The sequence below is a fragment of the Pseudocitrobacter vendiensis genome (genome assembly GCF_943590815.1).
GTDB lineage: Bacteria > Pseudomonadota > Gammaproteobacteria > Enterobacterales > Enterobacteriaceae > Pseudocitrobacter > Pseudocitrobacter vendiensis.
In genome coordinates this window covers 1-12,730 of sequence record NZ_CALSBS010000052.1, presented here as the reverse complement: position 1 = coordinate 12,730, position 12,730 = coordinate 1, and the positions used below count along the sequence as shown (strand labels likewise).

The following is a 12,730-nucleotide window of genomic DNA, read 5'->3' as shown; positions in this document are numbered from 1 at the left end:
AAACAGGCACGATGGCCCATTCCATATTTGCGAGGAAATAAAGGAACTCCAGCGCTTTTGAATAAGCGTGAGCCTGCGAAGGTTCAGGCTCGTTGCGTTCGATAACAATGGCTTCGTCAAAAATGTCTGATTCATCGACTTCAGCAAGTTCTTCACGTTCTTTTTTATCAGGCGCAGGAATTTCAACACCGCGTTTGTCACGATAATAGATACCCAACTGCTGAATGCCATACGGCTTCATTGCTTCCAGGATTTGTTCAGAAATATCTTCCAGACCTTCAAGCGCCTCATTCTGCATTTGCTGAATTTCGTCACGAGTCGGCTTTTCAAATTTCGCCAGAAACTTCTGTGTTTTATCCCCTACCTGTTTGTAAATAACGGTCAGATAAAGGTCATTAATCAGCTGCTTGGAATCACCGTGCAGCTTACGGTTATATTGATCAACATAAGCAGGGAAAAAATGGTCATACTCACCATCCGGGTACTCTTTAGCCTCATGGTGATATTCATGCGTCCACAGCTCTACATGGTCTGTTCCGAAGCTCTTGACCAGCGTATTAAGGTCTTTATGCCAGGTGACCAGTTCCCGATCTGATGCGCAGTCATGTGTGCGGCCATCCAGCTTGAAAAAAGCCATCAGATCGCCGTTTTCCATCGAAATCACGTAATCATTGAGGTGATAAGAATAGGGCAAATACTTTTTATTTACTGATGGCTCCTTACGGTAGGCATCAATTTTTTTTGGCTTCGTAGCGGTGGCAGCTCTCATTATTTTAAACCCTTACGTTTGTAGTCAACAGAGGAATAAGACGATCCTCCCCACTGCTTAAACGGAGAATCAAACCAATTACTGAATTTGGTTTTCAACCACAGGCCCATAATTCGAAACATGCGGTCGTCATATTTTGTTAATGCAGCTGAAGGAATCCACAAAAAGACGAACACCAGAATCGCCCACATATGAATAATCATAAAAAGCGAGGCAGAAATCATGAATATCATCATAGCTACATTACGTGGTACACCCAGCGCGCGAGGTAAGCGAGTCGCACCTTTGAAAAGCGGTCTTTTCCCGTCAACGAACATCTTTGTAGTCCTCACTTTGGGGGACAAAAGTCCCCCCTTTTCGCGTTGTTCAGCTTCCTACGCCCGTCAGGGAAACCAGAAATGATGCAGAACCAATACCAATCAGCGAGATTACGATACGAGGAATAAAGCTGGCTGGGATTACGTGAAGCATCCACATAAAGCAACTAACCATGATCGCAATAGCACAACCAATTGGAATCCATGTGCTCAACCACGTCTGGATTGATGTAGCGGTTGATTCACCAGTATCGGTGCCAGCGGCCAGCGCAATTTGCGGCAGGGCAATGGACAAAACGCCCATAACTACCGCAGGGCCATACTTCTTAAACAACGTGGTCATACTTTCTCCTTACTCACTATCTTCTGTTGATTGCAGATTTAACCGGCATTCTTCAACGCCACACTTATCTTTCAAAAACTCTGCCAGTAGCCTTAAATCAGCCCAGGTTCGTAGCTCATGCTCTTTGTTAACCCTAATGGAACATGCGATCTGGCCCAGCTGTTCATCGTCTATCTGAAAAACGGGATACCACTTCTTTAATGAAACCCGTTCTATCGTTACCTCCTTCACTTTTCCTGCTTCAAATAGCTCCAGGATCTGTGATTGCAATACAAGGTACAAACGTTCCATCCATAACCTCATTCCCCCTTCGCTGTTTCCTGTCTGGTTAAAAAGGCATCCGTATTATTTCGGCTGAAGGCATCGCCATCACCCGAACCAAAAACATCTTGTTCACCGTCATACTGCGGCGCCGTACTTTTTGCCTGCTGAGGCTCAGTCGCGGTGCTGTCCTCACTGGTCTGGCCGTCAGGTAGCAGCGTAGGGATTTTCAAATCAGTTGATTGACGCGCCACGTTGATAACTTTCGTGACATACCCGTTAGAAATCCCGTTTGTGAGTGAGCCGGTGTTGTAGCAGGAAAGCGCGTGTCTCAGCGCAACCTGCCCGGCTGGGTAGGATTTCAGGGCGCTATCATAACAGGCTTTAAGGATGGTCTGGCTCGCCCGCAGGTTGATGCAGGGTTTGAAAATATCGTCAACCGAAAGACCCAGGCCCACTAAATTATTTGAGTTAATTTGTGCAAGGCCCATATCAAAACTTTTATTATCCTTCAGCAGAACTTTCGCAACGCTGACGGCCTCAGCTTCAGTACGCGGTTGCTGTTTTAACTGAATACTACCGTTAATATTGATCCTGTACGGCCCATTTGAGGACTCATGGCCGACGATGTACGCCATCGTTAAGGGTGAAACATCAGGCGCACATCTCTGCGCAAGCCTGGCAACTTCATCGGAGGCAGGCGCAGCACTGGCACGGCCAGCACAAGCAAGGCAGGCCAGAGCGAGAACCAGGAGTTTTGGATGTTTACTCATTTATGTTTCACCGCGTAATTGTAATTTCGACGACTTTTGTTTATGATAAGGGCTAATGAGATCGTGTCAAGAAGAAACGAAAAGAAAACCGCTGAAGGAAGGAAGGTGATGCTGGTTCCCCTGAAATCAGAAAAACGACCAAAAGGCGAACCCGTGTATCGTGACCCGGATAACCCTTTTAATACGTGGACTGGTATAGGGAAGCGCCCGGCCTGGCTAACTGCAAAATTGGACGCTGGCATTAGCCTGGAAGCCATGAAGATGCAGGGCGTAGCCAACCCCAGAGAACATAGACCAGCAAAATACCGCGACCCCAGGAACGCAGAAAATACCTGGTCCGGGACTGGCCGCCGACCCACATGGCTCAAAGAGCTGCTTGATAGTGGTTTATCACTTGATGATCTGAAGATATAACCGGAGGGTATAAAAATGGGCGAACTTATTGATTTTGCGGAAAGGCAAAAAAGCAGAAGGAAGAAAAAGGCATCTTCCATTCCGCCCATTTTTAGAAAATTTCGTGTCCATGCGATCAGGTTACTCGCCAGCATCATCAAATCCGGCTCTTATTCAGTTGCTTATATTGTTAAGAAAATTACAGGAAAGTTAATCAAGTTTTACACAATTTTAACGATTTTCGTTTTTGTTGTCGAATATATTGCAGGCGATATAGGTTACAAATCTATTTATAACGCAGCGTTATTATTAATATTGCTTACCGTTATCAACATTCTGGCGAGTGTATATCTGAACAAACTGTTAAGGACAAAACAATGAAGAAACTCTTAATACCTCTGATAGCAGCTGGTAGTCTGCTTTATATTCCTGCCAGCCATGCTGAAGATCCCTGCAAAGTTATTATGTGCATGGCGGGCAAGCTCACCGGCGATAGCGGCGGAAGCGAGTGTAACAGTGCTGAAGCTGCTTTCTTCAATATCGTTAAAAAGAACAAGCACGGCTTTTTACCCAACCACACGAAGGATGCCAGGAAGGCTTTTCTTAATGAATGCCCGGATAATGGCGAAGGTGGAAGTAACCAGTCGATGATAAGCCAGATCATAAGTAAATACGGGAAAGTTCGCTTATAGGCGAACTAGGAATAATCTCAATTTAAGGAGCCAACGTGAAAAAAATAATATTAAGTGCATTAGCCTGTACAGCTCTCTTAACTGGTTGCGTCAGCCAGGATAAAGGTAATGCGATGCAGAGCCAGCTGAATAACCAGCAACGCCAGATTAACGAATTATCCGTTCGTTTGCAGTCTGCGGAGTCCCGGCTATCAAAGCAGGAAGAAAAGCTGCGCAACGAACTGCTGCAATCCAGCGGCTATTGCTATCTGAATGGCGCCCGCTACTCGACCGGCACCGTACTTTACGGGCGGATTTGCCAGAATCAGTCAGGCAGCGCTTCGTGGCAGGTATACAGCCGTCGCTAAACACCAGGGCGGTTTAACCGCCCTTTTCTTTACCCTCAGAAAGCCCACTATGACCATGATCCCCTTCCCCACTACAGAAAACCTTATTCTATGGGCTTGCAGCGCCATCGCACTGCTTGCCGTTGTATTCTTCCGGCGTTCAGTACGGCACAGGCGACACAAAAGGAAGCAGCAAAGTGCGCGGCGGGTGCTGGAGCGCATAAAGACGTTGCCGGGCTTCCCACAAAAAATTAACTACCTGAGGAAAATTGATCCTTTTGTGTTTGAAGAACTGTTGCTGGAAGGATTTGAAGCGCATGGCTTCAGAACCATCAGAAACAAACGCTATACCGGCGATGGAGGCATTGACGGCCAGGTAATAATAGGAAAATATCGCTATCTTATTCAGGCTAAACGCTATCGCGGCCATATTGCTTTACAGCACGTACAGGAGTTCGAGAAGTTGCTTAAACGTCATAACTGTCGCGGTCTGTTTTGCCATACCGGGAAAACCGGCGCAGGTTCAAAATCTGTCAGTATTGCCAGTGAACGGATGGAGATTATCAGCGGCCAGCGCCTGATAGATTTGCTCACGCCCGGCAGCTCCTTCACTATCGCAACCGCCCCGCAGACGATGATGAAGCGTACCGCAGCAACACTAGAAACGAGCACCATTGTTAAAGATGCCGGTAAAGAAAATCGATACCATGAGAGTTAATTAAATGAAGTCAGTAACTATAGAAGCAAAAACATTTGCTGAAATGTTAGGAATAACAGAAGGTGAGTTAATCTTTGCCATTAAGAAAACTGGCACATTCAAAAACAAGACCATCCCACAACCTCATGAGCCACATAAATCAAATAATAGATTTTTATATTCAGACGTAATGAGGTTTATAGAATCACTAAAAGACAAAGAGAACCGGTAATGACTCCAACTTATTGATAGTGTTTTATGTTCAGATAATGCCCGATGACTTTGTCATGCAGCTCCACCGATTTTGAGAACGACAGCGACTTCCGTCCCAGCCGTGCCAGGTGCTGCCTCAGATTCAGGTTATGCCGCTCAATTCGCTGCGTATATCGCTTGCTGATTACGTGCAGCTTTCCCTTCAGGCGGGATTCATACAGCGGCCAGCCATCCGTCATCCATATCACCACGTCAAAGGCCGACAGCAGGCCCAGAAGACGCTCCAGCGTGGCCAACGTGCGTTACCTAACAATAAACCTGTTTAAATATCCAGATAAAAACATTCAATCTGGGTCAAATGAGTGATACAGTTTCACCCATAAGACCCAATGGAGGCAATATGTCTGAATTTGAATTACTGGCGCAGGATCTGCTTGAGAAAGCAGAAGCGGAAGAACAACTGCGACAGGAAAATGATAAAAAGCTGCTCGGGCAGGTGCTGGAAATCTATGACCAGAAGTACGTGGCTGAACTGCTTAGAAAAGTTGGTAAAAATGAGTGGAGTCGCGAGACTCTTAATCGCTGGATTAATGGTAAGTGCTCACCTAAGACGCTGACGTTAGCCGAAGAGGAACTTCTACGAAAAATGCTTCCGGAAGCGCCTGCACATCACCCTGACTATGCCTTCCGGTTTATTGACCTGTTTGCTGGGATTGGAGGTATACGGAAGGGCTTCGAAACCATCGGTGGCCAGTGCGTTTTTACCAGTGAATGGAATAAAGAGGCTGTGCGCACATATAAAGCTAACTGGTTTAACGATGCTCAGGAACACACTTTCAATCTCGATATTCGTGAAGTCACGCTCAGTGATAAACCTGAAGTACCTGAAAACGATGCCTATGCTTACATTAATGAGCATGTGCCGGATCATGATGTACTTCTAGCAGGTTTCCCCTGTCAACCGTTTAGCCTTGCGGGCGTAAGCAAGAAAAACTCGCTCGGGCGCGCGCATGGTTTCGAATGTGAGGCTCAGGGAACGCTTTTCTTCGATGTGGCGCGTATTATCCGCGCAAAAAAACCTGCCATCTTTGTTCTTGAAAACGTTAAAAACCTGAAGAGCCATGACAAGGGTAAAACCTTTAAAGTCATCATGGATACCCTCGACGAACTGGGCTATGAAGTTGCGGATGCAGCTGAGATGGGCAAAAACGATCCTAAAGTTATCGACGGAAAGCACTTTTTACCTCAGCACCGAGAACGTATCGTTTTGGTCGGTTTCCGCCGTGATCTGAACATTCACCAGGGCTTTACCCTGCGCGATATTAGTCGTTTTTATCCGGAACAGCGTCCGTCATTTGGCGAACTGCTGGAACCCGTGGTTGACAGCAAATATATACTGACGCCGAAACTCTGGGAGTATCTCTATAACTACGCCAAAAAGCACGCAGCTAAGGGTAACGGATTCGGTTTTGGCCTCGTTAATCCTGAAAATAAAGAAAGCATTGCCCGTACGCTTTCTGCTCGCTATCACAAAGACGGGTCTGAAATTCTGATAGACCGTGGCTGGGATATGGCCACAGGTGAAACAGACTTCGCGAACGAAGAAAATCAGGCGCATCGGCCCCGCAGGCTGACTCCGCGAGAGTGCGCGCGCCTTATGGGTTTTGAAAAAGTAGATGGCAGGCCTTTTCGCATTCCTGTGTCAGACACTCAGTCGTACAGGCAGTTCGGTAACTCCGTAGTGGTGCCCGTGTTTGAAGCCGTAGCCAAACTGCTTGAACCTTATATCCTGAAAGCGGTTAATGCCGATTCGTGCAAGGTTGAACGAATCTGATCGCTCCTCCCGGTATTTATGCCGGGAGATAATCTATGGAATATCTGCGTAAAGCCCTGTCAGCTCAGCAATAAACGCACCTAGCGTCATTAGCTCAGCTCTCACCGCCTCCGGGTATTTTTTGTGCAGAGATGATGGCACGACCAATCTGACACCCGACTCCCGCATCTCCCGATATTGAGCCAGAGAAACTCCCTCCTGGAGTGTAAACAGATGCACCTGATGAATTTTATCGGCCTCATTCAGTATCTGACGCCAGCGATCCTTACAGGTAGTCTTGACTGCCAGCATGCGCAGATTTTCTACGGGAAACTCAGTATCGTGGTAAGCCCCTGCGGAAGGGAAAAGGAAATCGGGTTTTTTATTACCTTCTGTGATGGCCTGCGTCGCAAAGTGTCGCAGGCCGTGCTCAATGAATAGATGCTCCAGGTGCAGTTCCAGCGACTTCCCGGCTCTGGATTTACGGCGATTGCTGACAGAATTGGCCAGCGCAATAAATTCATCCACAGAGCCAAATCCTTTCCGGATGATATCCAGAACATGCAGTTCCTCAACCAATAGAAATATGTCGTACTCCACGCGCCGGCGGTCAAGAAGTTGCTCATCCGGATCAAGGGAATTTTTCACATAATGGCTGGCTGCATACTGAATAATTTCACTTCCCGACGGAAAGCGCAGGTGCCAGTCTTCAGGTAGAATATATTTATGATTTACTGGCGCTTGCTGTAGAGATAGTCCGCCTAGAATCTGTCCTGCGGGGCCGGATATAAGCGCTCCGGGTATAACTTCACCAATAGCGGTCTCAATGACGTCCTCTTCATCAGTGCTGGCGCATACCCAAATATTTACTTCCTTACAGTCCCCCCCTTGCTCATCAAGCTTGAAAGCCAGGAGCGTCAGAGCCCCTGTATTTTCAGGATCCTGAAGTGGGCTGCCTCTACCCCAGCGGGTAATCCTTTTTTCATTCCGGGTTTTACCAAAATGACGGCTGTTATAATAAATTGCCCTGGCTTCGCTGTCAGGGCAATCATGCGATGACACATGTGCGGTGAGAAAAACCGAAGGGTTCAGTTCACGGGTATGGTTGATAGACGGAAAGAGTTTTTCAACGATACCTGAAGGGATATAAAGCCCTACCTGGTGACCACCTGTTGCGCCGGTATCGTTGGCGGAAAGGCGTTTGATGTAGACGAAGTAATTCTCACATGCGATCTCAAGTAGCCAGTTGTGGAAAACCGACATAAGCATCCCCTGTTACCCTGAAACTCTACTCACCATTTTTTCATGATTATATACAAACAGTGTCATTTTCAGAAGACGACTGCACCAGTTGATTGGGCGTAATGGCTGTTGTGCAGCCAGCTCCTGACAGTTCAATATCAGAAGTGATCTGCACCAATCTCGACTATGCTCAATACTCGTGTGCACCAAAGCGAGGTGAGCATGGCGACGGAGGCTCTGTTGCAAAGATTGGCGGCAGTCAGAGGTAGGCTGTCGCTCTGCGCCGATCAGGCGGCTGCTGCGAAATGGTGGTTGAGCATGCCCATGGCCTCCGTCAGCGCCGAGGGCCCAATGCCAAAAGCTCTCTCCACAAGGCGCACCTCGCCCCTGATGCCGGGCTGCAGGCACCAGGGGCGAGCCTGTCCTTTGCGCAGGGCTCGCATGACTTCGAATCCCTTGATCGTGGCATAGGCCGTGGGGATCGATTTGAAACCGCGCACCGGCTTGATCAGTATCTTGAGCTTTCCGTGATCGGCCTCGATCACGTTATTGAGATACTTCACCTGCCGGTGGGCCGTCTCCCGGTCCAGCTTTCCTTCGCGCTTCAATTCGGTGATCGCTGCACCATAGCTCGGCGCTTTGTCGGTATTGAGCGTGGCAGGCTTTTCCCAGTGCTTCAGGCCTCGCAGGGCCTTGCCCAGGAACCGCTTCGCTGCCTTGGCGCTGCGGGTCGGCGACAGGTAGAAATCGATCGTGTCGCCCCGCTTGTCGACTGCCCGGTACAGGTAGGTCCACTTGCCCCGCACCTTGACGTAGGTTTCATCCAGGCGCCAGCTCGGATCAAAGCCACGCCGCCAGAACCAGCGCAGCCGCTTCTCCATCTCCGGGGCGTAGCACTGGACCCAGCGATAGATCGTCGTATGGTCGACCGAAATGCCGCGTTCCGCCAGCATTTCCTCAAGGTCGCGATAGCTGATCGGATAGCGACAATACCAGCGCACCGCCCACAGGATCACATCACCCTGGAAATGGCGCCACTTGAAATCCGTCATCGTTCCGTCCGTCCAATCTCCGCCAAGCATGCTCAAGCTTCACGATTTTTGCAACAGAGCCCACACGAGTATTGAGCATAGTCGAGATTGGTGCAGATCACTTCTGATATTGAACTGTCAGGAGCTGGCTGCACAACAGCCATTACGCCCAATCAACTGGTGCAGTCGTCTTCTGAAAATGACAATCGTGCCACCGGCTCCAGGTCTTATCGAACAGCTCAGACACATGGTCCAAATGCTGGTCGATCCGTTCGGCCAGTTTTTCGATGGCCTCTTGCTTGAGCTTGTCACTTTCCCTGAACTCGATGTTCAAGGCCCTGGCCACCTGGTTGAGGTTCCGGCCGATAGCTCCAAGCTGCCGGCACGATTCCCGTACGGTGTTCACTTCTTCATCAGTGAGGACCGGCATCCGGTTCAACGACCGCAGTCATTTCTGTACCTAAACAGTCCTGCGAATATGTGAGTTTTGACCTAATGAGCCACAAAAACTCATTTTCGCCCACGATAATTTTTCTACTTCCTTTCTTTGGAATGCTCATTTCAATATTCACATAACGTCGCTATCAATCGCGGAAAAGGCGTAGTGCGCGAAGCGAACGAAGCTTTTTGCCGTCGATTGCATAGCTTTGTTAACCCTTTTTCCAAATTTGATAGCAATAGTTAATGTTTGAAGTAAAGTGTTGCTCAAAAACAACTTCGAAGGTATTTGGAATACTCGGGAAGAAAACATCCCCCTCTGGCTCGATGTCGATCGTCGATAAGTGGAGCGTAGAGGCCATGGGTAATGTTTCTCGGTAAATTTCTCCGCCACCAGACACTATAACGTGACCGGTGAATTCAGCTAGCCTGTCCATGGCCTCTTCGATTGACTGAAATACAACTACATTGTCATCATTTGATGTCCAACCTGAGCGGGTAACGACCGCGTATTTCCTATTGGGGAGTGCGCCCATAGATTCAAACGTCTTGCGACCCACCAGAAGCCACTGATTGTAGGTCAATGCTTTAAAAAGTAGCTGCTCCCCTTTCGCGGACCAGGGTATGTCTGGACCGCAACCAATCACGCCGTTTTTCGCTTTCGCAGCCATCAATGATACTTTCAAGGTTCTCATCCTGGGTTAACTTTGTTTTAGGGCGACTGCCCTGCTGCGTAACATCGTTGCTGCTCCATAACATCAAACATCGACCCACGGCGTAACGCGCTTGCTGCTTGGATGCCCGAGGCATAGACTGTACAAAAAAACAGTCATAACAAGCCATGAAAACCGCCACTGCGCCGTTACCACCGCTGCGTTCGGTCAAGGTTCTGGACCAGTTGCGTGAGCGCATACGCTACTTGCATTACAGTTTACGAACCGAACAGGCTTATGTCCACTGGGTTCGTGCCTTCATCCGTTTCCACGGTGTGCGTCACCCGGCAACCTTGGGCAGCAGCGAAGTCGAGGCATTTCTGTCCTGGCTGGCGAACGAGCGCAAGGTTTCGGTCTCCACGCATCGTCAGGCATTGGCGGCCTTGCTGTTCTTCTACGGCAAGGTGCTGTGCACGGATCTGCCCTGGCTTCAGGAGATCGGAAGACCTCGGCCGTCGCGGCGCTTGCCGGTGGTGCTGACCCCGGATGAAGTGGTTCGCATCCTCGGTTTTCTGGAAGGCGAGCATCGTTTGTTCGCCCAGCTTCTGTATGGAACGGGCATGCGGATCAGTGAGGGTTTGCAACTGCGGGTCAAGGATCTGGATTTCGATCACGGCACGATCATCGTGCGGGAGGGCAAGGGCTCCAAGGATCGGGCCTTGATGTTACCCGAGAGCTTGGCACCCAGCCTGCGCGAGCAGCTGTCGCGTGCACGGGCATGGTGGCTGAAGGACCAGGCCGAGGGCCGCAGCGGCGTTGCGCTTCCCGACGCCCTTGAGCGGAAGTATCCGCGCGCCGGGCATTCCTGGCCGTGGTTCTGGGTTTTTGCGCAGCACACGCATTCGACCGATCCACGGAGCGGTGTCGTGCGTCGCCATCACATGTATGACCAGACCTTTCAGCGCGCCTTCAAACGTGCCGTAGAACAAGCAGGCATCACGAAGCCCGCCACACCGCACACCCTCCGCCACTCGTTCGCGACGGCCTTGCTCCGCAGCGGTTACGACATTCGAACCGTGCAGGATCTGCTCGGCCATTCCGACGTCTCTACGACGATGATTTACACGCATGTGCTGAAAGTTGGCGGTGCCGGAGTGCGCTCACCGCTTGATGCGCTGCCGCCCCTCACTAGTGAGAGGTAGGGCAGCGCAAGTCAATCCTGGCGGATTCACTACCCCTGCGCGAAGGCCATCGGTGCCGCATCGAACGGCCGGTTGCGGAAAGTCCTCCCTGCGTCCGCTGATGGCCGGCAGCAGCCCGTCGTTGCCTGATGGATCCAACCCCTCCGCTGCTATAGTGCAGTCGGCTTCTGACGTTCAGTGCAGCCGTCTTCTGAAAACGACAAACAGCCAGAAAGGCTGTTACAGGCGATTTGATCTGCAACCTATTGGTTAAATTAATGTATCAAAAACGATGGTTTTTGTGACAGTCTTGAAAAGTCCTGACTTCTCCCGAAAAATGACTCCCCTCATGTAACAAAACTCGTTACTGTATCAACATAACAATAACCCCATAACTAATTAGCGAGAAAAGAATGAAAATCGGCTATGCACGTAAATCTACGCATCTTCAGGATGTGGCGCACCAGGTTGACGAACTAACAAAAGCTGGATGTGAGCAAATCTATCAGGATCAGACCTCACGTAGCGGCCCAAAGCGCGACAAAAAAGGTGCGCCGGAACTGGAGAACTGCCTGAAAGCATTGCGCGAGGGAGATACCCTAGTAGTTTGGGCACTAGATCGGCTCGGCGGTTCATTGGGTCAAGTCATTACTTTACTCGACGACCTGAAGAAACGCGGAATAACTTTCATAGCCATCAAGGACAGAATAGACACAAATGCGCCAGTTATAGGGGAAATCTATACTCATCTGATGGCGATATTCTCTAGCTTTGAACGCAACCGCAATATTGAAAGAACGCGCTCAGGCCTTGCAGCTGCACGCGCAAGGGGCCGTGTGGGAGGGAGAAAACCGTCACTTTCTGAAGAAGATGTTAAACAAATTAGAATCTTACTTGCTGATCCTGAAATGACAGTTGGTGCAGTTGCTAAGCGCTTCAACGTTTCTCGCATGACTATTTATCGCTACACCACAAAATCATGAATGACCGCAGCATGGCGGTTTTATTTTCTTATGCCGTCAGGGCATGGAAGGCGACCACGCCGGAGTTAAACGGGCACCGGCCGCAAATCGCCGGAAACCGCAATGCTGAACGTATCGCCCGACCCAGCCCCCTCCCTGCAAAGCCCTAATCCCGCTCACCGCCACACAGCTGCCGTATGTCCCCCACGGGGGTGCGCAGTGGGCGCCGCGCGCCTGCGCGCGGGAACGGCGGCCCGCCTTCGGGTCGCGGCGCCGTACTGCGAGTTAGCGGCCGCACGCGGCCGGTTACGGGGGACACTACGCCATACGACCAGCGACCCGCTGAGCTGCACAATCCACGGATAACACAAGCTACATACATGTCGATATGGGAATCCGCCCATCTTGCCGGGCGCCGCTGTCGTGTGGAAATCCGCCCACCTTACCGGGCGCCGGTGCCGTGTGGGAATCCGCCCACCTTGCCGGGCGCCGGTGCTGTGTGGAAATCCGCCCACCTTGCCGGGCGCCGGTGCCGTGTGGGAATCCGCCCACCTTGCCGGGCGCCGGTGCCGTGTGGAAATCCGCCCACCTTGCCGGGCGCCGGTGCCGTGTGGGAATCCGCCCAC

Annotated in this window: 17 protein-coding genes and 2 pseudogenes; 9 read left to right on the top strand and 10 right to left on the bottom strand. The window is 50.3% G+C overall.

Annotated features, from left to right (window positions below):
* The 5 genes and pseudogenes from NMC31_RS25145 to NMC31_RS25125 form a co-directional block, all read right to left on the bottom strand.
* A pseudogene (locus NMC31_RS25145) lies at positions 1 to 769 on the bottom strand (VirB4 family type IV secretion/conjugal transfer ATPase); the annotation flags it as partial.
* Positions 769 to 1,086 (bottom strand): VirB3 family type IV secretion system protein, encoded by a 318-nt coding sequence (locus NMC31_RS25140; protein WP_000496058.1) that lies wholly within the window; start codon positions 1,084 to 1,086, stop codon positions 769 to 771. The gene NMC31_RS25140 and the pseudogene NMC31_RS25145, both read right to left, overlap by 1 nt.
* A gap of 49 nt (positions 1,087 to 1,135) precedes the next feature.
* Complete coding sequence (locus NMC31_RS25135) at positions 1,136 to 1,429, bottom strand: hypothetical protein (RefSeq protein ID WP_001749962.1); 294 nt, start codon at positions 1,427 to 1,429, stop codon at positions 1,136 to 1,138.
* A gap of 9 nt (positions 1,430 to 1,438) precedes the next feature.
* Positions 1,439 to 1,720 carry a transcriptional repressor KorA gene (gene korA, locus NMC31_RS25130; protein ID WP_000440698.1) on the bottom strand — a complete coding sequence of 94 codons (282 nt, stop codon included), beginning with the start codon at positions 1,718 to 1,720 and terminating at the stop codon, positions 1,439 to 1,441.
* An 8-nt stretch (positions 1,721 to 1,728) separates the two neighbouring features.
* A complete protein-coding gene (locus tag NMC31_RS25125; RefSeq protein WP_001749963.1) occupies positions 1,729 to 2,463 on the bottom strand; it encodes a lytic transglycosylase domain-containing protein in 735 nt (244 codons plus the stop codon).
* Positions 2,464 to 2,571: 108 nt separating this feature from the next.
* Between NMC31_RS25125 and NMC31_RS25120 the strand changes: the two genes are divergently transcribed.
* Genes NMC31_RS25120 through NMC31_RS25095 form a run of 6 tightly spaced genes read left to right on the top strand, consistent with a single transcriptional unit; the run spans position 2,572 to position 4,803 of the window.
* Positions 2,572 to 2,877 (top strand): H-NS family nucleoid-associated regulatory protein, encoded by a 306-nt coding sequence (locus NMC31_RS25120; RefSeq protein WP_000960954.1) that lies wholly within the window; start codon positions 2,572 to 2,574, stop codon positions 2,875 to 2,877.
* Positions 2,878 to 2,892: 15 nt separating this feature from the next.
* Positions 2,893 to 3,237: a hypothetical protein gene (locus tag NMC31_RS25115; protein WP_001749964.1), complete on the top strand. Its 345-nt coding sequence runs from the start codon at positions 2,893 to 2,895 to the stop codon at positions 3,235 to 3,237.
* Positions 3,234 to 3,548 (top strand): TrbM/KikA/MpfK family conjugal transfer protein, encoded by a 315-nt coding sequence (locus tag NMC31_RS25110; protein ID WP_001749965.1) that lies wholly within the window; start codon positions 3,234 to 3,236, stop codon positions 3,546 to 3,548. The genes NMC31_RS25115 and NMC31_RS25110 overlap by 4 nt, the downstream gene beginning before the upstream one ends.
* Positions 3,549 to 3,583: 35 nt before the next feature.
* Positions 3,584 to 3,895 carry a hypothetical protein gene (locus tag NMC31_RS25105; RefSeq protein ID WP_001452736.1) on the top strand — a complete coding sequence of 104 codons (312 nt, stop codon included), beginning with the start codon at positions 3,584 to 3,586 and terminating at the stop codon, positions 3,893 to 3,895.
* 49 nt (positions 3,896 to 3,944) lie between these two features.
* A complete protein-coding gene (locus NMC31_RS25100) occupies positions 3,945 to 4,592 on the top strand; it encodes a restriction endonuclease (protein WP_015344958.1) in 648 nt (215 codons plus the stop codon).
* Positions 4,593 to 4,596: 4 nt separating this feature from the next.
* The gene (locus NMC31_RS25095; protein WP_001749967.1) at positions 4,597 to 4,803 is read left to right on the top strand and encodes a hypothetical protein; all 207 of its coding nucleotides are present in this window, start codon (positions 4,597 to 4,599) and stop codon (positions 4,801 to 4,803) included.
* 10 nt (positions 4,804 to 4,813) lie between these two features.
* Here NMC31_RS25095 and NMC31_RS25090 read toward each other — a convergent pair.
* A pseudogene (locus NMC31_RS25090) lies at positions 4,814 to 5,086 on the bottom strand (IS1 family transposase); the annotation flags it as partial.
* Between the two features lie 98 nt (positions 5,087 to 5,184).
* On the opposite strand from NMC31_RS25090, the gene NMC31_RS25085 reads away from it, so the two are divergent.
* Entirely contained in the window at positions 5,185 to 6,618 is a 1,434-nt protein-coding gene (locus NMC31_RS25085) for a DNA cytosine methyltransferase (protein ID WP_001288432.1), read from the top strand.
* Positions 6,619 to 6,651: 33 nt separating this feature from the next.
* Here the strand turns inward: NMC31_RS25085 and NMC31_RS25080 are convergent, their stop codons facing one another.
* The 4 genes from NMC31_RS25080 to dfrA14 form a co-directional block, all read right to left on the bottom strand.
* On the bottom strand, positions 6,652 to 7,860 hold the full coding sequence (locus NMC31_RS25080; protein WP_001749969.1) for a type II restriction endonuclease: 1,209 nt from the start codon (positions 7,858 to 7,860) through the stop codon (positions 6,652 to 6,654).
* Between the two features lie 266 nt (positions 7,861 to 8,126).
* A complete protein-coding gene (locus NMC31_RS25070; RefSeq protein WP_001389365.1) occupies positions 8,127 to 8,891 on the bottom strand; it encodes an IS6-like element IS6100 family transposase in 765 nt (254 codons plus the stop codon).
* Positions 8,892 to 9,033: 142 nt separating this feature from the next.
* Positions 9,034 to 9,300 carry a plasmid mobilization relaxosome protein MobC gene (gene mobC / locus NMC31_RS26380; protein WP_001144737.1) on the bottom strand — a complete coding sequence of 89 codons (267 nt, stop codon included), beginning with the start codon at positions 9,298 to 9,300 and terminating at the stop codon, positions 9,034 to 9,036.
* Positions 9,301 to 9,520: 220 nt separating this feature from the next.
* Positions 9,521 to 9,994: a trimethoprim-resistant dihydrofolate reductase DfrA14 gene (dfrA14, locus tag NMC31_RS25055; protein ID WP_004201280.1), complete on the bottom strand. Its 474-nt coding sequence runs from the start codon at positions 9,992 to 9,994 to the stop codon at positions 9,521 to 9,523.
* A gap of 155 nt (positions 9,995 to 10,149) precedes the next feature.
* Here dfrA14 and intI1 point away from each other — a divergent pair, with 155 nt between their 5' ends.
* Both intI1 and NMC31_RS25045 read left to right on the top strand, forming a co-directional pair.
* The gene (gene intI1, locus NMC31_RS25050; protein ID WP_000845048.1) at positions 10,150 to 11,163 is read left to right on the top strand and encodes a class 1 integron integrase IntI1; all 1,014 of its coding nucleotides are present in this window, start codon (positions 10,150 to 10,152) and stop codon (positions 11,161 to 11,163) included.
* Positions 11,164 to 11,555: 392 nt separating this feature from the next.
* Complete coding sequence (locus NMC31_RS25045; RefSeq protein WP_001749988.1) at positions 11,556 to 12,125, top strand: recombinase family protein; 570 nt, start codon at positions 11,556 to 11,558, stop codon at positions 12,123 to 12,125.
* Positions 12,126 to 12,730: the final 605 nt, after the last annotated feature.

What these genes read in the sequence shown, in the direction of transcription:
- NMC31_RS25110 (WP_001749965.1), top strand. Translation starts at nt 3,234, where the DNA reads ATGAAGAAACTCTTAATACCTCTGATAGCAGCTGGTAGTCTGCTTTAT.
- NMC31_RS25120 (WP_000960954.1), top strand. Translation starts at nt 2,572, where the DNA reads ATGCTGGTTCCCCTGAAATCAGAAAAACGACCAAAAGGCGAACCCGTG.
- NMC31_RS25095 (WP_001749967.1), top strand. Translation starts at nt 4,597, where the DNA reads ATGAAGTCAGTAACTATAGAAGCAAAAACATTTGCTGAAATGTTAGGA.
- NMC31_RS25125 (WP_001749963.1), bottom strand. Translation starts at nt 2,463, where the DNA reads ATGAGTAAACATCCAAAACTCCTGGTTCTCGCTCTGGCCTGCCTTGCT.
- intI1 (WP_000845048.1), top strand. Translation starts at nt 10,150, where the DNA reads ATGAAAACCGCCACTGCGCCGTTACCACCGCTGCGTTCGGTCAAGGTT.
- korA (WP_000440698.1), bottom strand. Translation starts at nt 1,720, where the DNA reads ATGGAACGTTTGTACCTTGTATTGCAATCACAGATCCTGGAGCTATTT.
- NMC31_RS25085 (WP_001288432.1), top strand. Translation starts at nt 5,185, where the DNA reads ATGTCTGAATTTGAATTACTGGCGCAGGATCTGCTTGAGAAAGCAGAA.
- NMC31_RS25115 (WP_001749964.1), top strand. Translation starts at nt 2,893, where the DNA reads ATGGGCGAACTTATTGATTTTGCGGAAAGGCAAAAAAGCAGAAGGAAG.
- NMC31_RS25045 (WP_001749988.1), top strand. Translation starts at nt 11,556, where the DNA reads ATGAAAATCGGCTATGCACGTAAATCTACGCATCTTCAGGATGTGGCG.
- NMC31_RS25080 (WP_001749969.1), bottom strand. Translation starts at nt 7,860, where the DNA reads ATGTCGGTTTTCCACAACTGGCTACTTGAGATCGCATGTGAGAATTAC.
- NMC31_RS25100 (WP_015344958.1), top strand. Translation starts at nt 3,945, where the DNA reads ATGACCATGATCCCCTTCCCCACTACAGAAAACCTTATTCTATGGGCT.
- mobC (WP_001144737.1), bottom strand. Translation starts at nt 9,300, where the DNA reads ATGCCGGTCCTCACTGATGAAGAAGTGAACACCGTACGGGAATCGTGC.
- NMC31_RS25070 (WP_001389365.1), bottom strand. Translation starts at nt 8,891, where the DNA reads ATGACGGATTTCAAGTGGCGCCATTTCCAGGGTGATGTGATCCTGTGG.
- NMC31_RS25140 (WP_000496058.1), bottom strand. Translation starts at nt 1,086, where the DNA reads ATGTTCGTTGACGGGAAAAGACCGCTTTTCAAAGGTGCGACTCGCTTA.
- NMC31_RS25135 (WP_001749962.1), bottom strand. Translation starts at nt 1,429, where the DNA reads ATGACCACGTTGTTTAAGAAGTATGGCCCTGCGGTAGTTATGGGCGTT.